Consider the following 24,863-nt stretch of genomic DNA (forward strand, 5'->3'; position numbering starts at 1 on the left):
TGGAGACCGAAACAGACCGGCACTCGTGTGCCGGTCTGGCTGGTGTTCTGCTTGGTGCCCCATGCAGGATTCGAACCTGCGCTCCCGCCTCCGGAGGGCGGTGCTCTATCCCCTGAGCTAATGGGGCCTTGCGACCTGACGAGGTTACCAGACGGTCCCCGGCTGCCCTCGGTCGCGGCCCCCGGCGGAGCGGGTACGCGCCGCCGGGGGTCCACCTTCCGGGTGACGTTCCGCTGCTCGGCGGGCGTGTCCGACTCCCTTGAACACGCCGATTTATCAATACCTTGGGGTGCCGGACTAGATGAACCACAACATGTATGCTCTCTCGTGCTGATCGCGTGAAGCGTGATCTTGCGGTTGGACAGCAGTATCCATCGCGTCGAGCGGGTCGTTCGTCGTGCCCGTAGACGCCCGCATGAGGGGAAACACCGTGAGCATTTCGACAGCGGCTCCGCTTGCCCGGGACACCGCCGAACTGGTCGCCGATCTGGTCCACCGGCTCTCCGAAGGGCTCGACGGCGTCGACGCCGCCGAGGTCGCCGGTCCGGTCGTCGCCGGCGTCTGGCCCGGCGCCACGGAGACCGACCTGCGGTCCCGGGCGATCGAGATCGCCGCCTCCCTGGTCGTCCGGGAACCCGCCTACAGCCGGCTCGCCGCCCGGCTGCTGAGCCGCCACATCGCCGCCGAGGTCGCCGATTCCGGCATCGCCCACTTCAGCGACTCGGTACGGCACAGCCACCGCGAGGGCCTGCTCTCCGACGGTGTCGCGGAGTTCGTCGCCACCAACGCCGCCGCCCTCGACGCGTTGATCGACACCGAGGCCGACGACCGTTTCGGTTACTTCGGTCTGCGCACCGTCTACGACCGGTATCTGTTGCGGCACCCACACCATCGTGGGGTGTTGGAGACCCCGCAGCACTTCTTCCTCCGGGTCGCCTGTGGACTCGCCGAATCGGTGGCCGACGCCGCCGAACTGTACGCCCTCATGAGCACGCTGTCCTATCTGCCCAGTTCCCCCACGCTGTTCAACTCCGGTTCGCGCCGTTCCCAACTGTCGTCCTGTTTCCTGTTGGACTCCCCACGTGACGAGCTCGAATCGATCTACGACCGGTACGGGCAGGTCGCCAGACTGTCGAAGTACGCCGGCGGCATCGGCATCTCCTGGTCCAAGGTCCGCAGCCGTGGTTCGCTGATCCGCGGGACCAACGGCCACTCGAACGGCATCGTGCCCTGGCTGCGCACCCTCGACTCCAGCGTCGCCGCCGTCAACCAGGGCGGGCGCCGCAAGGGCGCCGCCTGCGTCTACCTCGCCACCTGGCACGCCGACGTCGAGGAGTTCCTGGAACTTCGCGACAACACCGGTTCCGAGGACCGCCGCACCCACAACCTGAACCTGGCCAACTGGATCCCCGACGAGTTCATGCGCCGCGTGGAGGCCGACGCCGAGTGGTCGTTGTTCGACCCCAAGGACGTCCCGGAACTGGCCGACACCTGGGGCGAGGAGTTCGACCGCCACTACCGTGCCGCCGAGGCCGCCGGCAAGGCCGTCCGTACCGTCGCCGCCCGGGAACTCTACGGCCGCATGATGCGCACGCTCGCCCAGACCGGCAACGGCTGGATGACCTTCGCCGACGTGTCGAACCGGACCTGCAACCAGACGGCCAAACCGGAGAACGTCGTCCACCTGTCGAACCTGTGCACCGAGATCCTGGAGGTCACCAGCGACTCCGAGACCGCCGTGTGCAACCTCGGATCGGTGAACCTGGCCGCCCACTGCACACCGGACGGTTTCGACTTCGACCGGCTGGCCGCCTCGGTGCGCACCGCGGTGACGTTCCTCGACCGGACCATCGACCTGTCCTACTACCCGACTCCCGAGGCGGAGAAGGCCAACAAGAAGTGGCGTCCGATCGGACTGGGCCTGATGGGCCTGGCCGACGTGTTCTTCACCCTGCGGCTGCCGTTCGACTCGCCGGAGGCGCTGCGGCTGTCGACCCGGATCTCCGAGCACATCGCCCTGGCCGCCTACGAGACTTCGGCGGAACTGGCCGCCCGGCTTGGCGCGCATCCATCCTATGAGGACACGCGTGCCGCGCGGGGTGTGCTGCACGTCGACCACTGGCCCGACGCCCGGATAAGCGAACCCGCGCGATGGGAACGGGTCCGTGCCGCCGTCGCCGAACACGGCCTGCGCAACTCGCTCATGATCGCGATCGCGCCGACGGCGACGATCGCCGCGATCGCGGGCAGCGCCGAATGCACCGAGCCGGTCGTCACCAACGTGTTCAAGCGGGAGACGCTGTCGGGTGAGTTCATCCAGGTCAACCGGTACCTGGTCGCCGACCTCGCCGCCCGCGGCCTGTGGAACGAGGACGTCCGGCAGGCCATCCTCCGGGCCGAGGGCTCCATCGCGGACATCCCCGGCATCCCCGACGACCTGAAACTGTTGTACCGCACGGCGTGGGAGCTGCCACAGCGCGCGCTCATCGACCTGGCGGCCGGACGCACGCCGTTCATCGACCAGAGCCAGTCCCTGAACCTGTTCATGGCCTCACCGACCATCGGCAAACTGTCGTCGATGTACGCGTACGCCTGGCGGAGCGGCCTGAAGACCACGTACTACCTGCGGTCCCGCCCGGCGACGCGCATCAACCAGACGACCGTCAGCGTTCCGGCCCAGGCGCAGGTCCCCAGCGCCGAAGCGGTCGCCTGCTCCCTTGAGAACCCCGAGACCTGTGAGGCATGCCAATGACACTGCTCGATCCCGGAATGGACCTGACCCTGCGCCCGATGCGCTACCCGGACTTCTACGAGCAGTACCGGGCCGCCATCCGCAACACCTGGACGGTCGAGGAGGTCGACCTCGCGTCCGACCTGGCGGACCTGGCGAAGTTCACCGACGCGGAACGCCACCTGATCAACCGGCTCGTCGCCTTCTTCGCCACCGGTGACACCATCGTCGCCAACAACCTGGTACTCAACCTGTACAAGCACGTCAACTCGCCCGAAGGGCGGCTGTACCTGTCGCGTCAGCTGTTCGAGGAGGCCGTGCACGTCCAGTTCTATCTGACCCTTCTGGACACGTACCTGCCGGATCCGGAGGACCGCGCGAAGGCGTTCGCGGCGGTGGAGCACATTCCGTCCATAAAGGAGAAGGCGGACTTCTGCTTCCGCTGGATCGACTCCATCGACCGGCTCGACGCGTTGCGCAGCCGGGAGGACCGCAAGGCGTTCCTGCTCAACCTGATCTGCTTCGCCGCCTGCATCGAGGGGCTGTTCTTCTACGGCGCCTTCGCGTACGTGTACTGGCTGCGGTCGCGCGGACTGCTGGACGGGCTCGCCACCGGCACCAACTGGGTGTTCCGCGACGAGTCCTGCCACATGAACTTCGCGTTCAGCGTGGTCGACGTCGTCCGCCGCGAGGAACCCGAGCTGTTCGACGACGCGCTCACCGAGTCGGTGAGCCGGATGCTGGACGAGGCGGTCGCGTGTGAGCTCCAGTTCGCCGAGGACCTGATCGGGTCGGGCCTGCCCGGTATGACGGTGCCGGACATGAAGTCCTATCTGGAGTACGTCGCGGACCAGCGTCTCGCCCGGCTGGGGATGCCCACCCGTTACGGCGCCAAGAACCCCTTCGGTTTCATGGCGCTCCAGGACGTCCAGGAGCTGACGAACTTCTTCGAGCGCAGGCCGACCGCGTACCAGGTGGCGGTCTCGGGCACCGTGGACCTCGACGAGGACTTCTGACCGCTCGGGCGTCCATGGCCGACGACGCATAGATCTCGGACCCACTGGTGGCCGGACCCGTTCCGCCCCAGTGGGTCCGACACGTATGGGAATGTATCGGTGACATAAAGTCACCGCATGCCCTCGGATCTACACGAGACGCCGACCGTGCACGTCGCCACCTGGAGGCTATCTTGAGTACTGTGACCTTCCCGTACCACAGCGCCTTCACACAGCGCTACGTCGATCAGGGCAAGTCCGAAGGCTTGGCCGACTCGGTGCTCCGAGCCCTGCGGAACCGGGGTCTGCCGGTGTCCGCCGCGGTGGAGGCCCGGGTGCGCGGTTGTCGTGACGTGTCGCTGCTGTCGGCGTGGTTCGATCGCGCGTTCACCGTCGACGCCGCCGAAGACGTCTTCACCGATTGAGGTGACGACGGCGAAGCCTCGGCCCCCGTTGCGGTTCACCGCGTTCACCCGGCCCTACTACGAGCGGGGCTACGCCGAGGGCTATGCGGAGAGCTATGCCGAGGTGGTTCTCAGGACCTTGCGGATGCGTGACATCGAGGTGTCCGACGAGGTGGCCCGGCGAGTGCGCGGTTGCGGCGATGTCGCGCGACTGCGGACCTGGTTCGATCGCGCGTTCACCATCGACGCCGCCGAAGACGTCTTCACCGATTGACGACCGCCCGGCGGCGGAGCCGCGTGGCACACTAGTCGGCCATGACCGCCATCGCCCGTTTCCGCGCCGCCGCCCGGCGTGCCGTCGCCGCCGGTGACATCACCACCGACCGGATCCCCCGGCCCGGTGGGAGATGGGGTATCAGTGCGATCCTGCGGCCAGGCGAGCCGCTGCGTTCCCGGCTGCACGAGTCGGCGACGGCCGCCGCACGGTTTGCAGGTGCCGGGCATTGGGTCCACCATCCTGAGACGCTGCACGTCACCCTGCGGGCCTTCGAGCCGCACCGGCGGTTGCCCGATCCAGCCGCCGATCCGGCCGTCGCCCGCTACCGCGCGGCGTTGGCCGCCGCCTGCCGTGTCTTGCCGCCGATGGCGGTGACGGCGTCCGGCATGACTGTGCACCGCGGCGGCCTGCTGGCCTTCGTTCACGGCCGCGCCAACGGTCTCGCCCGACTGGACGTCACGCTGACGACCGAGCTGGGGAGGCACGGTGTCACCGACTGGCAGGTCGAGGTCGGATTCCGCCGGAACTTCCACCACATCAACGTGATCCACTTCACCGGCCCGGTTTCCGAGATGGACCGGCTGACCGACTGGTCGGACCGCCACGCGGACCTGGACTTCGGCACGGACGTGCTCCATACGGTCGAGCTGGTGGCCTGGCGGTTCGAGTCCGGTCAGCCGGCCGCCGATGTACTGGACCGGTTCCGTTTCACGGGCTGACCGGGTGACGCATCCGGGCGGGGAATCCACTTGGCGAGTGCGGCGGCCCCCAGGAGACCCACGCCGCCCATGACGAGCACGGCGGGGGCGAGGGCGGTGACGGCGGTGACGGCGCTGATCAACACCGGTCCGCCCGCGTTCCCGGTGTCCGCGCACAATCGCCAGCCGCCCAGGAACGCCGGTCTGCCCACCGCGGGTGAGGCGTCCGCGCCCAGCGTCATGATGATCCCGCTCCCCATCCCGTTGCCCAGTCCCATGAGGATGGCCGCCGCGAGCAGCCAGCCGGGCGTGGTCGTCAACGGGATCAACAGGTGGGACACCGCCATCACCAGCATGCACGGCACCGCGACCCAGATCCGGCCGAACCGGTCCATCGCCTTGCCCGCCGGATAGAACAACGCCATGTCCACCGCGCCGGCGATGCCGAAGATGATGCTGGTGGTCGTCGGGTCGGCCCCGACGTGCTCGGCCCACAACGGGATGACGACCTGACGCGACGCCCGCACCGCCCCGACCGTCATGGCGCCCAGGCCGAGGGTGCGGAACACCGGCAGATGGGTCCGCAGCACGTGGAAGGTCTCGCCGACACTGCTGCCGCCGCGTTCGGAGGCGGTGCCCCTGGCGGGGTCGGGCAGCACGGCCACCAGGGTGCCGGCGGCGATGACGGCGGCCAGCTTCACCCAGTACGCGCCGTCCGTGCCCCACCACTGCATGGCCGCCGCCCCGACGAACGGCCCGATGAACATCCCGATTCGGTGGGTGCCACCGAGTGTCGACATCGCCCTGGCCCGCATCCGGTAGGGCACCACCTCGGTCAGGTAGGTGTGCCGGGCGATGCCCCACACCGCGTTGGCCAACCCGAGGAGCCCGATCGCCAGGCCCAGCATCCACACCTCGGTCGCGGCGATGCAGGCGACCAGGGTCGCCGCGATCAACACGACCGCGAGCAGCATCGCCCGGCGTTCGCCCACCTTGGCGGCGAACGCGCCGGCGGGAAGGTCGCCGATGAGCTGGCCGATCCCGGTGAGGGCGACGATCAGGCTCGCCACTCCGATCGAGGCGCCGAGGTCCCGTGCCGACAGCACGATGACCGGGGCGACGGCGCCCGATCCGACGCCGAACAGCGCGGCGGGCAGGTACACGGTGGGGATGACCGAGCTCAGCCGGAAGCCGTCGGTCGGAGGCGGGGAGGAAGGCATCACGGACATCCTGCTCCGCCTCGGGCGGCGATGGAATGCCGATGTGTCGTCTTTCACCGGCCTGACCCGACGTCGGGTCGCGTCGTGGACGCCGTCCGGTCACCGCGGGTACCGGTTCCCGTCGCCTCAGTGGTGTAGGCCGACCTTGCCGGGGGTCCAGAACGGCTTGACTGTCACCGCGTGGCGGGGTACGGCGTGCACCGTTTCCAGGATGCGCCGGAGTGACTGCCCGGTCCGGGCCTCACCGGCGAGGTAGAAGGCGGTGGCGGCGGGGGCCGCGTCGGGCCGCCACTCCCGGACCGCCTCGCGCAGCGCCACGGAGTCGACCGGGGACCGTCCCCGGCGGTGTACCCGGTGCAGTCGCGTCAACCGGTCGGCGGGCAGCGGCACCTCGTCGGTGTGGTCGTCGCTCTCCACGACGGCTTCGGCGGTGGCGTCGGCGGGAAGCGCGTCGATGAGCGGCCGGAAGGCGGCGGTACCGGTCTCGTCGCCCATGAACACATGGTGGGAGGCGTCTCGAAGGGTGAAGTCGCCCATCGGTCCCCAGTATCGGACCGGGTCGCCCGTTCTGGCCGCCGTCGCCCATCTCAGCCCGATGCCGTCGCCGCCGTAGCGGTGGACGAGCAGGTCGAATCGGGTGACGTCCGGAGAGGTCGTCCAGATGGTGTAGGTCCGCAGCGTCTGTGACGGCCGCATGATCCCGTACGCCGACAGCGGGTCGTTGATCTCGATCCGTACGTGCTGGCCGGGGATGACGCCCTTGTCCGGCAGGGCCGGTGAGGTGATGGCGATCCGGCGCATCCGGGGCGTCAGGTCCTCCGTCTCGGTGACGACGCCGTCCGAGATGTGTCTCGCGAAGGCGTGGGCCAGCGGATTCCAGGAGCGGGAACGGGAACGGGGCATGACGGGACCTCCGAGTTAACGGCGATAACTTCAGTAAGAGGCTATAACAAACGGACATGGCTATGCTGTGCGGGTGGAGGAGGAGGCGAAGCCGCCGGTCACGTCGCGGAGAACACTGAAGCGGGAAGCCGCCATGAGCCGGATTCGCGTCACGGCCAGGGAACTGCTGGTCGAGCAGGGAACCGCCGCCGTCACCGTCAGCGCCGTCGCGCGCCGCCTCCAGGTGACCGGCCCGGCCATCTACCGGTACTACGACAGTCACGAAGCACTGATCCAGGCGGTGACGGCCGACTTCTACGACGAACTGATCGACGTCATCGCGGCCGCCCGCGACGCCGGAACCGACGCCGCCGACCGCCTGCTGCGCATGTGCCGTGCGCTCCGGGCCTGGGCGGTCGCCCACCCGGCCGAGTACGGCTGGATATTCCAGCATCCCGCGACCGCCGCCGGCATGGCCGCCGAGAGCGCCGGCGCCGCCGCCGGTGACCGGTTCGGGGCGGTGTTCCGTGCGGAATTGGCGCGGCTGTGGCGAAACGGGGGCTTTCCGGTACGCGACACCGCCGAACTGCCGCAGGCGCTACGCCGCCAACTGGAGGCGTACAGCGCCGACATCGTCGAGGACCTGCCGCCGCAGGCGGTCCACGTCCTACTCGGCTGTTGGATCCGGTTGTTCGGGACGTTGTCGCTGGAGATGTCGGGTCAGCTGGAATTCGCGTTCGACGATCCGGAACCGGTGTTCGAGGAGTGCCTGGCCGAACTGGCCGACCGGCTCGCCCTGGAGTACCGGCCGCCCCGTTCCCCGGATCAGGTGTAGAGACAGAACGGATGGCCCACGGGGTCGCGAAGTACCCGGACGTCGTCCTGTGGTCGGTGCTCGCACGGTTCCGCCCCCGACGACACGGTGCGGGCGGTCTCGGCCGCCAGGTCGGTGACCTGGAAGTCCAGATGCGGCATCATCTGCTGCGCCCCGGAGGGAGCGGGCCATTCGGGATGGACGTAATCCGGATTGAACCGCACCCCGAGGTAGGCGACGCCCTCGCCCGAATCCGACGCGGATCCCTCTTCGTCCATCTTCCAGATCCGCCGGCCACGCAACGCGGAGTAGAACCTGGTCAAGGTCGGTACGTCGTCGGTGTCCCACACCACGCCCCACCGGTCGGACCGCCGCCACCGCTCGGGAACCACACCGTTCGGGTCCCGTTCCGTGGGGATACCCGGCAGTCTGTTGCCGTGCGGCCCGACCGTCCTGGGACGACCGGGCCGCACGGGTGTCACGGTTCAGTCCGGACGGGGCGGCGTGTTCCGCATGACCGAGGCCAGCAGCGGACGACTGACCGCGCTCGCGCCCACGACCCCGACCACTCCGAAACCGACCACCGTGAACAGCAGCGCCAGATTCCCGGCGATCTCGCCGCCGGAACTGAACGGCATCGCCATGAGCATTCCGCAGGCCAGTGAACCGCCACCCATGACCGCCAACGGAAGCAGCGTCTCCATCCGGCGGGCGGAGTTGAGTACCTTCATCGGGGTGCCCGACAGGTGCAGCAGTCCGTACACCTGCCGCCGGTCGAGTACCGAGGACGCGCCCGACACCGCCGCGCTCACCATCGCGATCAGGATCGACACGCACAACACCACCAGGACACCGGTCTTGACGTCGGTGAACAGCTGATCGTCGAAACGCACCCAGTCGTCGGTACCCATCGTCGGGCTCCCGGGCGCGATCTGCGCCACCTCGGTACGGAACCGGTCGATGGCGGCGGAGTCGACGGGGGTCTCGACGTCCACCAGGGACACGCCCTCGACCTCGTTCGTCCCCGTCACCTTCGCGCCGTCGGGAAGTACCGTCGCCACGGACGCGGTGACCGCCTCCACCTGTGTGGTCGGCACCGACACCGTCAACAGTGTGCGGTCTTCGGCGTACCCGGTCAACTGCGGCGACAACAGCACCGTGAATCCCGCGACGAAGCCCGTCAACGCGATCCCGGCGACGGTGCGCCACGCCGAACGGGGATCGTCGACCAGCCGCCTGCCCGCCAGCAGCGGCGCCGGACGTCTCGCGGCGAGCGCGGTGACCCGGCCCAGCAACGACACCACCCAGGGACCCACCAGGTTTATCGCGCCGAACACACCCGCCAACAGCACCAGCATCAGGAGACTGCCCAGAGCGCCCATACCGAGGAACCGCGACGACATGAACAGGAACGCGCCGACGAAGGCCACCAGCACCAACAGGCGCGCCGCCCGGATGCCCGGCGGCGTCTGCCTGCGCGCCACACCGAGCGGGCTGATGACGACCCGGCGCAGGCCCACGACCGCCGACAGTCCCACCAGGAGCGGGACCGCCACGATCACGGCGCCGGTCGCCCACAGCGGGGGCCACAGGTCCGCGACGAACCACGGCCCACCGTCGATCGGGATGCGTGCCAGCAGCGGCATCACCGCCGTGTACAGGATCGCCCCGGCCACCGCGCCGACCAGTGCCGTCAGGATCGCCTCGGCCACGGTCACCCGCACGACCTGGCCGGGTGTGGCACCCACCAGCCGCAACGACGCCAACCGCTGGTCGCGCCGCGCGACGGTCAACCGCGCCGCGGCACCGCCGAACACCAGCAGTGGCACGACCATGAGGACCGTGGCAACCGCCATGAACGACTGATACAGCCGGTACGTCTCCGAAGCGGCGTCGGTGCCGAACTCCGAGATGCCGACGACCGTCTCGCCGTCGAGGGGCCGCGCCGACAACACGGGGGAGTCGGACGCGACGCCCACGACGGCGACGAGTTCGTTCCCGTGGACGAGGGCGGCGTCGCCCAGCTCCCCGGTGACGGGAGCGTCGAACCGGTCGGCGAGCTGGTCGGCGGGCAGCCGCTCCAGCAGTGCGGCCAGCTCCGGGGACGCCCACAGTTCGCCCGGCGCGGGGAACCCGTCCATGCCCGGGGGGACCGGGGGAGCACCGGATCCGGTGGCGGTCAGGTACACCACCGTCATCGGCCGCCCGTCCACCATGTCGAGCACGCTCAACTGTCGGGCCGTCTCGACCTGTCCGGCCGGGACGGGGGTGCGCCACGCGGTGCGCTCCGCCCGATCGGCGAACGCGAAGTTCCCCGCGACCGCGAACATCAGCAACGTCGTGGTGACGCCGACCGCCGCCAGGGTGAGGACGGAGCCCAGCATCCCCTTACGGCCGCCGCCGCGTAGCAGCGTCCACGCCAGGGTGACGGCGTTCATCGGGCGTCACCTCCACTCGGGTCGTCGGGCCGGCCGTCACTCGGACGACCGAACGGGTACGTCATCGGGTTCACCAGGCACCCGCCCGCTGTGGCAGTTCCGGTTTCGCGGCCCCGGGGCCCGCGTCCACCACGAGGCGGCCGTCGCGCACCTCCACCTTGCGGTCACAGTGGGCCGCGACCGAGGCGTCGTGCGTCACCAGCACCAGACAGGAGTCCTGGCCCTTGGTCGCCTCGACCAGGATGCGCATCGTCTCGGCGCCGTTGGCCTGATCCAGGGCCCCGGTGGGTTCGTCGGCGAACACCACGGCGGGACCGGTGACCAGGGCCCGGGCGAGGGCGACACGTTGTGCCTCGCCGCCGGACAGTTCGCCCGGCCGCCGGCGTTCCAGGCCGGCCAGGCCGAGCGGGCCGAACCACGACCGCGCCGGCGGAAGGGCCTTGGGCTTGGGAGTGCCGTCGAGCAGCAACGGAAGCGCCACGTTCTCCTCGGCGGTCAGTTCCGGCAGGAGTTGACCGAACTGGAACAGGAAGCCGAACCGGCTGCGCCGCAGCCGGGAACGCTGCGCCTCCGACTGGGTGTCGACGCGTTGGCCCAGCAGGGTCACCTCGCCCCGGTCAGGTCGCATGATCCCGGCGAGGCAGTGCAGCAGGGTGGACTTCCCGGAGCCGCTGGGCCCCATGATGGCGATGGTCTCGCCGCGGCGGATGCTCAGATCGACCCCGGCCAGGGCGACGGTACCGCCGAAGCGCTTCTCCAGCCCGGTACCCGACAAGACGGTCTCAGTCATCGCGCGTCACCTTGCGTTCCCGCCGGGACTCGGTGACCTCCCAGAGCGGCAACAGGACGCCGCCGGCCAGCAGGAACGCCGCCCCGATGACGACCCCCAGCAGGGTGCTCAATGTGTTGATCGTTTCCATGTCCACCACCATCCCGATTCCAAGCCTCGCCGACATCGGCCGCCGGACCGGTTGCGTGGCGCGGCCATCGGTCTTTCGGCCGACCCGGCGAATCCGCCGGATAGCGTGGCGGTGTGATCAGCCAAGAGGACGTCCACCGGATCGCCGGGCTGCTGATCCGCGTGGTCCTGGCCGGCGGCCTCGGCGTGTTCGGCCTGTTCGGCGTCTTCGCGTACGGCGTCACGCCGGATGTGCTCGTCGCGTGCCTGCCCGGATTCGCGGCGATCCTGGTGATCCTCGCCGGGCCGGACCGGGTCCTGCGGCTGGGGATCCCCGTCGCCGGGCTGTCGCTGGCGTTGACGCTGTGGGCCATCGTCGCCGGTGACGGCGACCGGGTGCCGATGTGGATGGGCGAGGCCGGCGCGCTGCTCGTCCTGGTCGCCTGGTCGGTCCGCCGCTGGGACGCCAACGTCGGGCCGGCCGTGGTGACGTCCACGTCGGTGGCGATGCTCGCGATCACGTTGCGTGCCGCCGACATGGTGGTCATCCTGGCCGTCGGCATGCTGGAGATCATCGGTCTGTCGATAGCCGTGGCCGTCGGGCTTTACCAGCGCAGCCAGGACAAACGCCGCCAACGGGCACTGGCGGGCGTCCGCCGCGGCGAACGCCTGGAGCTCGCCCGCGACCTGCACGACTTCGTCGCCCACCACGTCACCGGCATCGTGGTCCAGGCGCAGGCCGCCCAGTACATCCCGCCCGACGACACCGAACGGGCGAGGGAGTCGTTCAAGGCGATCGAGGCGGCCGGGTTGGAGGCGTTGACGTCCATGCGCCGCCTGGTCGGCGTCCTCCGCGAGGAGGACTCCGGCCCGGGGTCCCGGCCCACCGGTGACCTGGCCGAGATAGCCGAACTCGTCGACCGGTTCAGCGTCGGAGACGTGTACGCGTCGCTGTACGTGTCGCCGGACCTCGCCGGTCGCGTGCTGCCCCCGGAGGTCGGCGCGACCGCGCACCGCGTCGTCCAGGAGTCCCTGACCAACATCCGCAAGCACGGCGAGGCGGTCACCACGGTGTGGGTGACGTTGTCGGCGGCCGACGGCGGCCTGGAGGTGACGGTCCGCGACGACGGCCGCGCCGGCGGTGGCCGGGGCGGGCTCGCCAGGTGGGGCGGCGGATATGGTCTTGCCGGGCTGCGCGAACGGGTCGCCGCGCTCGACGGCGCCCTCAGGGCGGCACCCCGCCCGGAGGGCGGTTGGGAGGTCGTCGCCTCCATACCCTTCACCGGCACACGTGGCGCGTCGAGAGGAGACACGTGACGATTCGGGTTCTGATCGCCGACGATCAGCAGATGGTCCGCACCGGGTTCCGGATGATCCTGGACGCGCAACCGGACATCGAGGTGGTGGCCGAGGCCGCCGACGGCGTCGAGGCGGTCGAGTTGGCGCGCCGCCACCGCCCGGACGTGTGCCTGCTCGACATCCGGATGCCCCGGCAGGACGGTCTCCAGGCGGCCATGCTGCTCGCCGGACCCGGTGTCGCCGAGCCGCTTCGCGTGGTCATGGTGACGACCTTCGACATGGACGAGTACGTCTACGCGGCGTTGCGCGCCGGTGCGAGCGGCTTCCTACTCAAGGACGCCGGTCCCGCACTGCTCATCGAGGCGGTGCGCGCCGCCGCCGAGGGCGAGGCCCTGGTGTCACCTGCGATCACCGTCAGGCTCCTGCGCCGGCTCGCCGCGCCGGCCCGGCCCCAGACGCCGAACCCGCTCAGCGAGCGGGAACTCGACGTCGTGGAACTCGTCGCCCGTGGCCGCACCAATTCCGAGATCGCCGCCGACCTGTTCCTGTCGGTGTCGACCGTGAAGACGCACCTGGAGTCGGTACGCGCCAAACTCGGCGTCCGTAACCGGGTGGGAATCGCCTCGTGGGCGTGGGAGAACAAGGTCGTCGGGTGAGCCTCAGGGCTGCGGCCCGACCACCCCCAGCGCCCACACCAGCACGAACACCACGCCCATGATCCCGACGAGGATCGCCACGGTGGCTGCGACCCTCGCCACCGAGATGAACGAGGCGTCGGCGGGTTCACCCGGCCGGGGCGGTTCGGGCCGCGGAACCGGTCCACCGGCACCGGGGGCGTCCGGCGCGTCGTCCTCCTCTTCGGTGAACCCGTTGAACCGCCGTGAGAAGTCCGTCTGGGCGCCGCCGCGCCGACCCGGCGGGCGGAAACCGTCCGGCCGGCCACGGCCAGGATCCGGCCGATGATCGTCGTCCCGCCACGCCGGCGGTTCCGGTTCGGGCGGGAGCGGCCGGGACGTCGGAGGCTCGACGTCGATCCGCAGTTCACCGGGCCGCCGCGCCGGTGGACGCCACCGGGTGTGCGGGTCACCGGGTGTGTCCGGCGGATTCCCGGGATGAGACCGGTCGGGTGGCGGCCACTGCGGAGGGGAGTCGTAGTCGTGGGGGTCGGGCCGGGGGCTCATGGTCGGTCGAGGCTCCTCGCGGAGAGGGGTCGTCGCGGCGGTCGGGGAACCGGCGCGGGAACACGGACGCACACGCGTCGGGAACAAGAATATGCGGCGTACGTCACTCCCGGGGACGCCCGGTGTCCCGCCTGGTGGACGCGCCGTCGCGCGCCGAAGCCCCCGGCGAGCGGCCCGTTACGATGGCGTGCGTGACTCCAGAGACTCTCGCCGACAAGGTGCTGACCGCCGCCGACGCGGCCTTTTCCACCGCCGGGCTGGACACCGGTGTGCTGCCCGAGACGACGAGCGTGGAGCGACCCCGAAATCCCGAACACGGCGACTACGCCTCGAACCTGTCACTTCAGGTCGCCAAGCGGGTCGGCCGGCCCCCCCGGGAGGTCGCCGAACTGATCGCCGCCCGGTTGCGTGAGGTCCCCGGTGTTGCCGGAGTCGACGTCGCCGGTCCCGGCTTCCTCAACATCAGGCTCGCCGCCGACGCCACCGGCGTCATCGCCGGTCAGGTCGTCGCCGCCGGAGACGCCTACGGCCACAACGACAGCATGGCCGGTCACCGGCTCAACCTGGAGTTCGTGTCCGCCAACCCCGTCGGGCCCGTCCACATCGGTTCCGTCCGGTGGGCGGCGGTGGGCGACGCGCTCGCCCGGGTGCTTCGCGCCTCCGGCGCGGACGTCGCCACCGAGTACTACTTCAACGACGCCGGCGTCCAGATCGACCACTTCACGGCCTCGCTGCTGGCGGCGGCCAAGGGTGAACCCACGCCCGAGAACGGCTACGTCGGCGGCTACATCACCGACCTGGCGCGTCAGGTGGTCGCCGACCACCCCGGTGTCCTGGAGTCCCCCGACGCCTCCGAGGTGTTCCGGACCGAGGGCATCGCGCTCATGTTCGCCGAGATCCGTGAATCACTCGCCAGGTTCGGCGTCCACTTCGACGTCTACTTCAACGAGAAGGACCTGCACGACCGGGGGGAACTCGACGCCGCCCTCCAACGGCTGCGCGACCAGGGCCGGGTCTTCGAGGCGGACGGCGCCACGTGGCTGCGCACCACCGACTTCGGTGACGACAAGGACCGGGTGCTGCGCAAGTCCGACGGCCAGTGGACGTACTTCGCGGCCGACTGCGCCTACTACCTCGACAAGCGGCAGCGCGGCTTCGACAGGGTCGTCATCATGCTCGGCGCCGACCACCACGGCTACATCGGCCGGATGCGGGCCATGGCGGCGTGCTTCGGCGACGACCCCCAGACCCACCTGGAGATCCTGATCGGGCAGATGGTGAACCTGCTCCGGGACGGCGAGCCGGTCAAGATGAGCAAACGCGCCGGCACCTTCGTCACCCTGGACGACCTGGTCGAGGCGATCGGCGCCGACGCGGGACGCTACGCGCTGGCCCGTTACTCCAGCGACTCCACCATCGACCTCGACCTCGACCTGTGGACGAAGGCCAGCAGCGAGAACCCGGTCTACTACGTCCAGTACGCGTACTCCCGTATCTCCTCCCTGCTGCGCAACGCCGCGGAACTGGGCCTGAGCCGCGGCGACGACTACGACGCGTCGCTGCTGTCCCACCCGAGGGAGTCCGACCTGCTCAAGCAGCTCGCCGAGTTCCCCGCGGTCGTCGCGGCCGCCGCGGAGCTGCGTGAACCGCACCGGATCGCCCGCTACGCCGAGGACCTCGCCGGCACCTACCACCGGTTCTACGAGGCGTGCCGGGTCCTGCCGCGTGGCGACGACGAGTTCACCGCCACCGGCGCCGCCCGGCTGTGGGCCGTGGAGGCTACCCGGGTCGTACTCGCCAACGCGCTGGGCCTGCTGGGAGTCTCCGCACCGGAGAAGATGTGAACCGCCGACCCGGGGAAGGGGAACGCTGATGCGCGCACACGAGGCCGGTGCGATCCACGGCGAGTACGGGCACAGTCCCTCGTGGCTGCGCCCGCCCGTCGACGTCAACGACCTGCTGCCGCAACTGTGGGCGCGCACGGTCAGGCGCGGTGACGACGGGTACCTGCAGGTCGGCGGCGTGTCCGTGGCCGCGCTCGCCGAGGAGTTCGGGACACCGGCGTACATCGTCGACGAGGCCGACTTCCGGCATCGGCTCGCGGAGTTCCGCGACGCGTTCGCCGAGGCGTTCGGGCCGGGCTCCGGCCAGGTCTACTACGCGGGTAAGGCGTTCCTGTGCAAGGCGGTCGCGCGCTGGGTGGCCGAGGCCGGTGTCAACCTCGACGTCTGCACCGAGGGCGAGCTCGCGGTGGCGCTGGCGGCCGGGTTCCCCGCCGAACGCCTCACCTTCCACGGCAACAACAAGTCCGGCGCGGAACTGGCCGCCGCGCTGCGTGCCGGTGTCGGCAGGATCGTCCTGGACTCCTTCGACGAGATCGACCGGCTCACCGGCCTGGCCCGCGACACCGGCAGCACTCCCGACGTGCTGATCCGCACGAAGGTGGGCGTGGAGGCGCACACCCACGAGTACATCGCCACCGCCCACGAGGACCAGAAGTTCGGCATGTCGCTGCCGTCGGCGGCCGAGGCGGCCCGCCGCGTCATCGGTGACGGCGTGTTGCGGCTGCGCGGCCTGCACTCCCACATCGGTTCGCAGATCTTCGACACCACCGCGTTCGAGGTCGCGGCCCGCCGCGTCATCGGACTCCACCAGCGCATCCAGGCCGAGCACGACGTCACGCTGCCGCAACTGTGCCTGGGCGGCGGATTCGGCATGGCCTACACCACACAGGACGATCCGGCGTCGCCCGCCGCGCTGGCCGGTGAACTGCGCAAGATCGTCGACCACGAGTGCGCCGCCCTGGGGATCCCGGTCCCGGTGATCTCGGTCGAACCGGGCCGGGCGATCTGCGGTCCGTCCACATTCACCCTCTACCGGGTCGGGACGGTCAAGCCCGTCGACCTGGACGGAGGACGGGTGCGTTCCTACGTCAGCGTCGACGGAGGGATGAGCGACAACCTGCGGACCGCGCTGTACGACGCCTCGTACAGCGCCACACTGGCCTCCCGCACGTCGGACGCGGCACCGGTCCTGGCCCGGATCGTTGGCAAGCACTGCGAATCCGGCGACATCGTCGTCAAGGACGAGTTCCTGCCCGCCGACGTCACCCCCGGCGACCTCGTCGCCGTACCCGGTACCGGCGCGTACTGCCGCAGCATGGCCAGCAACTACAACCACGTGCCCAGGCCCCCCGTCATCGCCGTAGCCGACGGCCGGGCCCGGGTCGTCGTCCGCCGCGAGTCGGTGGACGACCTGTTGCGACTGGATGTGGGATAGACCGTGAGACTGGCACTGCTCGGCTGCGGGACGGTCGGGTCCGAGGTGGTGCGGCTGCTGCACGACCAGGCCGACGACCTCACCGCGAGAATCGGGGAACCGCTGGAGATCGCCGGTATCGCGGTGCGCCGCGCCGGTCGTGACCGGGGTGACCTGCCGGTGTCCGCCGACCTGTTCACCACCGACGCCGACGCGCTCGTCGCCCGCGACGACGTCGACATCGTCGTGGAGGTCGTCGGCGGCATCGAACCGGCCCGGTCCTGGATCACCGCCGCCCTGCGCGCCGGGAAGGCCGTGGTCACCGCCAACAAGACCCTGCTGGCCGAGGACGGCGCGACCCTGCACGCCGCCGCCGCCGAGGGAGGCGCCGACCTGTACTACGAGGCGGCGGTGGCCGGGGCGATCCCGTTGCTGCGCCCGCTTCGCGAATCCCTCCACGGTGACTCGATCTCCGCCGTCATGGGCATCGTCAACGGCACCACCAACTACATCCTGTCCAGGATGACCGACACCGGTTCCGGGTTCGCCGAGTCCCTGCAGGAGGCGAGCGACCTCGGATACGCCGAAGCCGACCCCACGGCCGACGTCGAGGGGTTCGACGCCGCCGCCAAGGCCGCCATCCTCGCCTCGCTCGCCTTCCACTCCCGGGTGACCGTCACCGACGTGTACCGGGAGGGCATCACCGAGGTCACCGCCGCCGACGTCGCTTCGGCGGCCCAGATGGGTTGCGTGGTGAAACTGCTGTGCATCGCCGCCCGCGACGGCGACTCCATCAGCGTCCGGGTCCACCCCGCGATGATCCCCCGGGAGCATCCGCTGGCGGGAGTCGGCGGCGCCTACAACGCGGTGTTCGTGCAGGCCAGGGCCGCCGGCCAGTTGATGTTCTACGGCGCGGGGGCCGGCGGTACCCCCACCGCGTCGGCGGTGCTGGGCGACCTGGTCGCCGTCGCCCGCAACCGCCGCGGCGGCGCGCTCCCCGTCACCGACTCCGCCTACGCCGACCTCCCGGTCCGCCGCATGGGCGACGTCGTCACCCGGTACCACGTCAGTCTCGACGTCGACGACGAACCCGGCGTGCTGGCCGAGGTCGCCTCGGTGTTCGCGGCCCACCGGGTCAGCATGCGCACCGTGCGGCAGTCCGGCCGCGGTGACGAGGCCGTACTCGTCGCCGTCACCCACACCGCCACCGACGCGCAACTGTCGGCCACGGTCGAGGATCTGGTGAAGCTTCCCGCGGTGCGGCGGGTGGCCAGTGTCATGCGAGTCGAAGGAGAACCATGAAGGCATGGCGGGGCCTGATCGAGGAGTTCCGCGACCGGTTGCCGGTCGGGCCCGACACTCCCGTGATCACGCTGCGAGAGGGCGGCACACCGCTGCTGCCCGCACCGATGCTGTCGCAACGGACCGGTTGCGACGTCTACCTGAAGGTGGAGGGCGCCAACCCGACCGGGTCGTTCAAGGACCGGGGCATGACGGTGGCGGTGTCGAAGGCCGTCGAGGCGGGGGCCAAGGCCGTCATCTGCGCCTCGACCGGCAACACCTCCGCGTCCGCCGCGGCCTACGCGGCACGGGCCGGCATCACCTGCGCGGTCCTGGTGCCGAACGGCAAGATCGCCCTGGGGAAACTCGCCCAGGCGCTCGTCCACGGCGCGCGACTGCTGCAACTGGAGGGCAACTTCGACGACTGCCTGGCGGTGGCGTCGAAACTCGCGATCGACTACCCGGTGTCGCTGGTGAACTCGGTCAACCCGCACCGGTTGGAGGGGCAGAAGACCGCCGCGCTGGAGGTCGTCGCGGCGCTCGGCGACGCGCCCGACGTCCACTGTCTACCCGTGGGCAACGCGGGCAACATCACCGCCTACTGGATGGGATACCAGGAGGAGGCCGACTCCGGGGCGGCGAGCCGCCGACCCAGGATGCTGGGCGTACAGGCGTCCGGTGCCGCCCCGATCGTGACCGGGCAGGTGGTGACGGAACCGCAGACCATCGCCACCGCCATCCGGATCGGCAACCCCGCGAGCTGGACCAGGGCGCTCGACGCCCGCGACCGGTCCGGCGGGCAGATCATCGCCGTCACCGACCGCGACATCCACGCCGCGTACCTGCTGTTGGCGCGGAGCGAGGGCGTGTTCGTCGAACTGGCCAGTGCCGCCAGCGTCGCCGGACTGCTCGCCTCGGTAGCCGCGGGCACCGTGACCGCCGGGTCCACGGTGGTCTGCACGGTCACCGGACACGGTCTGAAGGACCCCGACTGGGCGGTCTCCACCGCACCCCGGCCCGAGACCATCCCGGTGGACGCCGCGGCGGCCGCGCGGGCGCTCGGGCTGTGACCGGGTTTCACGCCCGGCGGTGAACGTCCACCGCCGCGACGGTCAACGGATCTTCGGGATCTGGCCGGTGTTCGTCAACGCCTCGTCCAGCAGCGGACGCACCTGCGCCGCGAAGTGCCCGATCTCGTAACCGAGCTGTTCACGGCTGCACTCCGACACCGCCAGCAGCGACAGGCAGATCTGCGGCCCCACCGGTGCCGCCAACAGCAGACCCTCGGCCATCTCGACCATGATCTGCGTGGCGGTGCCGGTGTTCATCACGTTGCCCGCGCCTTCGGCGATCGACAACATGCCCGCGCCGATGCTCGCCAGTTGCAGCGCGCGTTCCCTCGGCAGGCCCGTCGACATCGCCAACGGCATCCCGTCGACACTCACCAGGACCGCGTGCGACAGGCCGGGAGTGCGCGCCACCAGCGACGCCAGCAGCATGCTCAACGAGCGTTCGTAGACACCCAGGTCAGTCAACTCGCCGCACCGTCCTCATCGGGTACCGGCACCGACGGTTTCACGTCGTGCCCTGGTCCAACCGCGGAAGTAACCGGCCGTCCGGGAGGCCAGCGTCGACGCGTCCCGCTTGATCGGCGCGGGCTTGCCCTCGCCGAGGATCGCCGAACCCGGAACCAGGTTGGCCTGCGGAACCCGGCGCGGCAACCCACTGCCGGTGGATTCGTTCGGGGTGTTCTGACTGGTGGCCGCCGCCGCGGCGGCACGCCAACCGGCGTCGGCCGGGGTCCAGTCGTCGTCGGGGGAGTCCACGGCGGCCGGCCCCTGGAACCACGCCGACCGGGCCTGGCTGAAGATCAGCAGGTCGTCGTCCTCGGCGTCGAGGTCGGTCACCGGGACCGACAACAGGTCCGGCCCCGAGGGCGCACTCGACGACGGCGTCAGGCGCTCGGTCAACGGCTCCACGAACGAGGGGGGCTCCGGCATGCGCGGGAACCCGTGCGACGGGGTCATCGGCTCGGCGACGTCACCGGGCACCGGGATCGTCAACGGTTCCTCGTGCGGCGGTGTCATCTCCGGCCGGGACGGCAACGGGTCGGGAGGGGGCGGCGACGAGTAGACCCGGGGCGGCTCCGACTGCCGGGGCGGTTCGGGTTGCCGGGGCGGCTCGGGGCGGCGCCGTCGCCGGTTCAGTTCCACCACGGGGGTCTCGGTAGTGGGTTGCCCTAGCGGCGTGGGTTCCGGTTCGCGCGGGACCCGTCGGCGCGGCGGGCGCAGTTGCCGGGTCATGGCCTCGGCGAGCGCGTCCAGCGAACGGTCGCAGGACTCGACCATGTCGATGGCCGCCACGATGGCCTCGGCGACACCCGGCTCGGAATCGGTCTTCATCGACTGCGCGACCTCGCCGAGCGACTGCACCAGCGAACCCACGGTCCGGGGATCGGCGACCGAACGCAGCCTCCCGGCCAACTCGGAGGCGTCGGCGTGGGCGGCGTCGGCGGGATCGGGCAACGCCCGCAACACGGCGAGGGCGTCGTCGTCGGTCGGGTCGTCCCAGGCCGTCAACACCGCCGGGTGACACTGCCGCAACAGTTCGGTGAGGCCGCCGCGCGCGTGGTGACGCGAACCCACCAGGGCGTGCGCGGCACCCAGTACCCGGCGCAGCGTCGCGGTGCTGGCGGCGCCTCCCACCATGGTGGGCAGGGACCCGCCGGACAGGGAACGCGCGATGTGGACGGCGATCTCCAGGCCGTCCTCGGTGCCGTCGGGCCGGGGGGCGTCCGTCGCCACCTGCTGCCCGGCCGTGGCGGCCAGCCGGAGAAGCTGCAGTGTGCTGCCGTCGTCTGCGACCGCGATCCCGGGAAGCTCGGCGTGCCGGATCCACATGTGGCACAACGCCAGGTAACCGTGTGGATCGTCGGTCACCTCGGCGGTGGCCACGACACCACCGCGTTCGTTGACCAGGGCCGCCGCGACCGCCTCGTCGACGCTCGCCAGTCCGCAGAATATCCGCACTGTGCCGTGCTCCTCTCAGCCGCCGCGTGAACGGTACACGCCCAAGGCGACAAACCGTCAGCCTCGATGTTCCCGCATGAGGGCTACTTTCGCCAGTCCACGGCGTCGTTGATCTTCACGACGATGCCCCGCCACGCCAGTGACGTCTGCTCCGCGCCCACCTTCCGGGCACGGCGTTTGGCGAACACGGCGCGAAGGCCGCCCTCGGCGACGGCCCGCAACGCGTTGTCGAGGTCGTCCAGCGGCGAACCCTGCGCCAAGGTGGACATCACCGACGGGATGCGCAGCGCGTAACCCAGGTCGCGGGCGACCTCGGCGGCACTGACGATCAGGTCGGGATCCCACGTGTCGTGACCGCCGCGCAGGTTCCGCACCACGAGGTCCAGCTCGTAGGTGTCGTCCTCCGACGCCACCACGTACTCCGGCTTGATCCCCTTGACCAGCTCGTCCCAGGTGTCGATACCGGACAACTCGGTCGGCGGCCGCGACTTGACGAACTTCACCAGCGCCTTCGGAGAGTCGAACAACGGCAACCGGCCCCGCAGGGTCAGGAACACCGGGATCTCCTCCACCGGTTCCTCGACGTCCTCGTCGGACTCCTCGTCGTCGTCCTCGAACTCCTCGTCGAGTTCCTCGTCGACGTCCTCCGGCTCGGGTTCCGGTTCCGGCTTCGTCTTGCCCTTGCCGCGCTTCGGCTTCGGTTCCGGCTCCTCCGCCGGCTCCTCCTCGGCCTCGACCGGCTCCACCGTGTCCGACATCCGGTACGCGCGCAGCGTCAGGCCCACGCCCTTCGGAAGCGCGATCTCCACCGGCTCGACGCCGACCTTCTCCCAGAAGGCATCCGCCTTGGCGCTCCGCGTCGGTGTGGCGTCACTGTCGAGCGCGTCGGTGTCCGTCTCGGTCGCGTTGGACTTGTCGTCCTCGTCCGGTTGGCTGTGCCGTCCCACGGCGGCCTCCGTGTCGTCGTCTGTCGGCTGCGTCTGCGGTCGTCCCGCCCCGCCCCGCACCGTCACCGGGGCAGGGCATGGCCGACGGCCGCATAGAGCTTATGGTGTCCATCTCAGTCGACGGCGATTGGCCCGGCGAGTCCGCCGCCCGCTACACCGCGCGGCACGTCGGCACGGCACTCACCGTGCCCGGCCGCGCACCACCACGCCCCGGACGCGCCCGGTCACAGGCCCGCCGGATGCCACACCGTCTTCAGTTCCACACACGCCCGCAACCGGTCCAGACCCGGTGCCGCCGTCCAGTCCGGCCTCACCGGCCGCCACACCCGCTTCAGGTTCTCCGCGGCGGCGCGCTCACACTCGGCGGCCAGCTCGGCGTCGTCCACGCCCGTCAGGTCGACGGCGTTGACGTCGGAGTGCGACGACAGCCACGGCGCCAACTCCGCGACCCGGCCGCTGAGCACGTTCACCACACCGCCCGGCAGGTCCGACGTCGCCAACACCTCAGCGAAACTGATCGCCGGCAACGGCTGTTCCTGCGCCGCCAACACCACCGTGGCGTTACCCGCGGCGATGACCGGCGCCAACACGCTGACCAGCCCCAACAACGGCTCCCCCTGCGGGGCCACCTGCGTCACCACACCCACCGGCTCCGGCGCGGTGTGGTTGAAGTACGGGCCCGCCACCGGGTTCGCGCCACCCAACACCTGGGACAGCTTGTCCGGCCAACCCGCGTACCACACCAACCGGTCCACGGCGGCGTCCACTTCGGCCGTGGCGGCCTTCACCGTGCCGCCCCGGGCGTCACGCACCTCCGCGACGAACTGCGCGCGGCGGCCCTCCAGCATCTCCGCCACCCGGTACAGGATCTGGCCCCGCAGGTACGCGGTCGCCGCCGCCCAACCGGGCTGCGCCTTGCGCGCCGCCGCCACCGCGTCACGCACGTCCTTTCGGGACGCCAACGCCGCGTTGGCCAGCCCGGAGCCCTCGGCCGACTTCACCGGGTACGTCCTCCCCGATTCGCTGCGCGGGAACTTCCCACCCAGATAGAGCTTGTACGTCTTGCGCACCGTAAGACGATCAGACATCGAGGTATGCCTCCAGTCCCTGGCGGCCGCCCTCGCGGCCGTAACCGGACTCCTTAAGACCGCCGAACGGCGACGTCGCGTCGAACTTGTTGAACGTGTTGGCCCACACCACGCCGGCCTTCAACCGGTCGGCGGCCCACAACATCCGGGACCCCTTCTCGGTCCAGACCCCGGCACTGAGGCCGTACGGCGTGTTGTTCGCCTTCTCGATCGCCTCCTCGGGGGTGCGGAACGTCAGCACCGACAACACGGGACCGAAGATCTCCTCGCGCGCGATGCGGTGCGCCTGCTGCACACCGGTGAAGATCGTCGGCGCGAACCAGTAACCGGTGTCGGGAAGCGGGCACTGCGGCGACCACGGTTCCGCGCCCTCGGCGCTGCCCACCTCGGTCAACTCCCGGATCCGGGTGAGCTGCTCCGCCGAGTTGATCGCACCGATGTCGGTGTTCTTGTCGAGCGGGTCGCCCAACCGCAACGTCGACATCCTGCGCTTCAACCGGTCCAACACCTCCTCGGCCACCGACTCCTGCACCAGCAGCCGCGAACCCGCGCAGCACACGTGCCCCTGGTTGAAGAAGATGCCGTTGACGACGCCCTCGACGGCCTGGTCGATCGCCGCGTCGGCGAACACGATGTTGGCGGCCTTGCCGCCCAGTTCCAACGTCAGGCGCTTCCCGGTCCCGGCGACCGACTTCGCGATCAACCGTCCCACCGCGGTCGAACCGGTGAACGCGACCTTGTCGACACCCGGGTGGGACACCACGGCCGCACCGGTGTCTCCGGCTCCGGTCACGATGTTGACCACGCCCGGCGGCAGGTCGGCCTCCCGGCAGATCTCGGCGAACGCCAGGGCCGTCAAGGGCGTCGTCTCGGCCGGTTTCAACACGACCGTGTTACCGCACGCCAACGCGGGCGCCACCTTCCACGCCAGCATCAGCAGCGGGAAGTTCCACGGGATCACCTGACCGGCGACCCCCACCGGCCGAGGCTGCGGCCCGAACCCGGCGTGGTCCAGCTTGTCGGCCCAACCGGCGTGGTAGAAGAAGTGCGCCGACACCAGGGGCAGGTCCACATCACGGGTCTCCTTGATGGGCTTGCCGTTGTCGATCGACTCCAACACCGCCAACTCCCGGGACCGCTCGGCGATGATCCGGGCGATCCGGTACAGGTACTTGGCGCGTTCGGAGCCCGGCATCGGACCCCACACCTTCTGGTACGCCGTGCGCGCCGCGGCCACCGCCGCGTCCACGTCGGCCTGCGACGCCTCGGCGATCTCCGCCAGCGTCTCCTCCGTCGCCGGGTTCACCGACTTGAAGGCGCCGCCCTCCTTCGGGTCGACGAACTCGCCGTTGACGAACAGGCCGTACGACGGCTTGATATCGACGATCGCCCGCGATTCGGGCGCTGGTGCGTACTCGAACAT

Annotated in this window: 24 protein-coding genes and 1 tRNA gene; 12 read left to right on the top strand and 13 right to left on the bottom strand. The window is 70.4% G+C overall.

The window, feature by feature from the left end; all coding sequences use genetic code 11:
- Positions 1–52: 52 nt before the first annotated feature.
- Positions 53–127, bottom strand: a tRNA-Arg gene (locus tag LX16_RS17030).
- A gap of 288 nt (positions 128–415) precedes the next feature.
- On the opposite strand from LX16_RS17030, the gene LX16_RS17035 reads away from it, so the two are divergent.
- The 5 genes from LX16_RS17035 (at position 416) to LX16_RS17055 (ending at position 5,126) form a co-directional block, all read left to right on the top strand.
- Positions 416–2,752 carry a ribonucleoside-diphosphate reductase subunit alpha gene (locus LX16_RS17035; protein ID WP_147140009.1) on the top strand — a complete coding sequence of 779 codons (2,337 nt, stop codon included), beginning with the start codon at positions 416–418 and terminating at the stop codon, positions 2,750–2,752.
- Complete coding sequence (locus LX16_RS17040) at positions 2,743–3,747, top strand: ribonucleotide-diphosphate reductase subunit beta (RefSeq protein ID WP_211354548.1); 1,005 nt, start codon at positions 2,743–2,745, stop codon at positions 3,745–3,747. Before LX16_RS17035 ends, LX16_RS17040 begins: the two co-directional genes overlap by 10 nt.
- Before the next feature lie 173 nt (positions 3,748–3,920).
- The gene (locus LX16_RS17045; RefSeq protein ID WP_211354549.1) at positions 3,921–4,151 is read left to right on the top strand and encodes a hypothetical protein; all 231 of its coding nucleotides are present in this window, start codon (positions 3,921–3,923) and stop codon (positions 4,149–4,151) included.
- Position 4,152: 1 nt separating this feature from the next.
- A complete protein-coding gene (locus LX16_RS17050; RefSeq protein WP_147140012.1) occupies positions 4,153–4,404 on the top strand; it encodes a hypothetical protein in 252 nt (83 codons plus the stop codon).
- 41 nt (positions 4,405–4,445) lie between these two features.
- Positions 4,446–5,126, top strand: coding sequence for a hypothetical protein (locus tag LX16_RS17055; RefSeq protein WP_147140014.1), 681 nt, complete (start codon positions 4,446–4,448; stop codon positions 5,124–5,126).
- Here the strand turns inward: LX16_RS17055 and LX16_RS17060 are convergent.
- Together LX16_RS17060 and LX16_RS17065 are read right to left on the bottom strand one after the other, a co-directional pair.
- Positions 5,081–6,325 (bottom strand): MFS transporter, encoded by a 1,245-nt coding sequence (locus tag LX16_RS17060; protein ID WP_147140016.1) that lies wholly within the window; start codon positions 6,323–6,325, stop codon positions 5,081–5,083. The two genes, LX16_RS17055 and LX16_RS17060, sit on opposite strands and share 46 nt — an antisense overlap.
- 126 nt (positions 6,326–6,451) lie before the next feature.
- Entirely contained in the window at positions 6,452–7,228 is a 777-nt protein-coding gene (locus tag LX16_RS17065; RefSeq protein ID WP_147140018.1) for a siderophore-interacting protein, read from the bottom strand.
- A gap of 133 nt (positions 7,229–7,361) precedes the next feature.
- Between LX16_RS17065 and LX16_RS17070 the strand changes: the two genes are divergently transcribed.
- Complete coding sequence (locus tag LX16_RS17070; RefSeq protein ID WP_147140020.1) at positions 7,362–8,042, top strand: TetR/AcrR family transcriptional regulator; 681 nt, start codon at positions 7,362–7,364, stop codon at positions 8,040–8,042.
- Here the strand turns inward: LX16_RS17070 and LX16_RS17075 are convergent.
- From LX16_RS17075 to LX16_RS26680, 4 genes are all read right to left on the bottom strand, one after another.
- Positions 8,033–8,494: a VOC family protein gene (locus LX16_RS17075; RefSeq protein WP_211354550.1), complete on the bottom strand. Its 462-nt coding sequence runs from the start codon at positions 8,492–8,494 to the stop codon at positions 8,033–8,035. The two genes, LX16_RS17070 and LX16_RS17075, sit on opposite strands and share 10 nt — an antisense overlap.
- A 12-nt stretch (positions 8,495–8,506) precedes the next feature.
- The gene (locus LX16_RS17080) at positions 8,507–10,459 is read right to left on the bottom strand and encodes an FtsX-like permease family protein (protein WP_147140022.1); all 1,953 of its coding nucleotides are present in this window, start codon (positions 10,457–10,459) and stop codon (positions 8,507–8,509) included.
- 70 nt (positions 10,460–10,529) lie between these two features.
- A complete protein-coding gene (locus LX16_RS17085; protein WP_147140024.1) occupies positions 10,530–11,249 on the bottom strand; it encodes an ABC transporter ATP-binding protein in 720 nt (239 codons plus the stop codon).
- Positions 11,242–11,379: a hypothetical protein gene (locus LX16_RS26680; protein WP_158645637.1), complete on the bottom strand. Its 138-nt coding sequence runs from the start codon at positions 11,377–11,379 to the stop codon at positions 11,242–11,244. The genes LX16_RS17085 and LX16_RS26680 overlap by 8 nt, the downstream gene beginning before the upstream one ends.
- 113 nt (positions 11,380–11,492) lie before the next feature.
- Between LX16_RS26680 and LX16_RS17090 the strand changes: the two genes are divergently transcribed.
- Together LX16_RS17090 and LX16_RS17095 are read left to right on the top strand one after the other, a co-directional pair.
- Positions 11,493–12,674, top strand: a complete 1,182-nt coding sequence (locus tag LX16_RS17090; protein ID WP_147140026.1) for a sensor histidine kinase — start codon at positions 11,493–11,495, stop codon at positions 12,672–12,674.
- Positions 12,671–13,312 carry a response regulator gene (locus LX16_RS17095; RefSeq protein ID WP_147140028.1) on the top strand — a complete coding sequence of 214 codons (642 nt, stop codon included), beginning with the start codon at positions 12,671–12,673 and terminating at the stop codon, positions 13,310–13,312. The genes LX16_RS17090 and LX16_RS17095 overlap by 4 nt, the downstream gene beginning before the upstream one ends.
- Before the next feature lie 3 nt (positions 13,313–13,315).
- On the opposite strand, the gene LX16_RS17100 is transcribed toward LX16_RS17095, so the two are convergent.
- Positions 13,316–13,837, bottom strand: coding sequence for a hypothetical protein (locus LX16_RS17100; RefSeq protein WP_147140030.1), 522 nt, complete (start codon positions 13,835–13,837; stop codon positions 13,316–13,318).
- Positions 13,838–14,028: 191 nt separating this feature from the next.
- Between LX16_RS17100 and argS the strand changes: the two genes are divergently transcribed.
- The 4 genes from argS to thrC are packed head-to-tail and all read left to right on the top strand — an operon-like array spanning position 14,029 to position 19,446.
- Positions 14,029–15,681 (top strand): arginine--tRNA ligase, encoded by a 1,653-nt coding sequence (gene argS / locus LX16_RS17105; RefSeq protein WP_147140031.1) that lies wholly within the window; start codon positions 14,029–14,031, stop codon positions 15,679–15,681.
- 28 nt (positions 15,682–15,709) lie between these two features.
- The gene (lysA, locus tag LX16_RS17110) at positions 15,710–17,116 is read left to right on the top strand and encodes a diaminopimelate decarboxylase (RefSeq protein WP_147140033.1); all 1,407 of its coding nucleotides are present in this window, start codon (positions 15,710–15,712) and stop codon (positions 17,114–17,116) included.
- 3 nt (positions 17,117–17,119) lie between these two features.
- A complete protein-coding gene (locus LX16_RS17115; protein WP_147140035.1) occupies positions 17,120–18,397 on the top strand; it encodes a homoserine dehydrogenase in 1,278 nt (425 codons plus the stop codon).
- Positions 18,394–19,446, top strand: a complete 1,053-nt coding sequence (thrC, locus tag LX16_RS17120) for a threonine synthase (protein ID WP_147140037.1) — start codon at positions 18,394–18,396, stop codon at positions 19,444–19,446. The genes LX16_RS17115 and thrC overlap by 4 nt, the downstream gene beginning before the upstream one ends.
- 42 nt (positions 19,447–19,488) lie before the next feature.
- On the opposite strand, the gene LX16_RS17125 is transcribed toward thrC, so the two are convergent.
- The 5 genes from LX16_RS17125 to LX16_RS17145 form a co-directional block, all read right to left on the bottom strand.
- Positions 19,489–19,911, bottom strand: coding sequence for a roadblock/LC7 domain-containing protein (locus tag LX16_RS17125; RefSeq protein ID WP_147140039.1), 423 nt, complete (start codon positions 19,909–19,911; stop codon positions 19,489–19,491).
- 15 nt (positions 19,912–19,926) lie between these two features.
- Positions 19,927–21,405, bottom strand: a complete 1,479-nt coding sequence (locus tag LX16_RS17130) for a hypothetical protein (RefSeq protein WP_147140041.1) — start codon at positions 21,403–21,405, stop codon at positions 19,927–19,929.
- Positions 21,406–21,488: 83 nt separating this feature from the next.
- Positions 21,489–22,352 carry a hypothetical protein gene (locus LX16_RS17135; protein ID WP_211354551.1) on the bottom strand — a complete coding sequence of 288 codons (864 nt, stop codon included), beginning with the start codon at positions 22,350–22,352 and terminating at the stop codon, positions 21,489–21,491.
- A 224-nt stretch (positions 22,353–22,576) separates the two neighbouring features.
- Positions 22,577–23,440 (bottom strand): aldehyde dehydrogenase family protein, encoded by an 864-nt coding sequence (locus tag LX16_RS17140; RefSeq protein ID WP_147140043.1) that lies wholly within the window; start codon positions 23,438–23,440, stop codon positions 22,577–22,579.
- Complete coding sequence (locus LX16_RS17145) at positions 23,433–24,863, bottom strand: aldehyde dehydrogenase family protein (RefSeq protein WP_147140045.1); 1,431 nt, start codon at positions 24,861–24,863, stop codon at positions 23,433–23,435. Before LX16_RS17145 ends, LX16_RS17140 begins: the two co-directional genes overlap by 8 nt.

The organism is Stackebrandtia albiflava (assembly GCF_007994225.1).
Taxonomy (GTDB): domain Bacteria; phylum Actinomycetota; class Actinomycetes; order Mycobacteriales; family Micromonosporaceae; genus Stackebrandtia; species Stackebrandtia albiflava.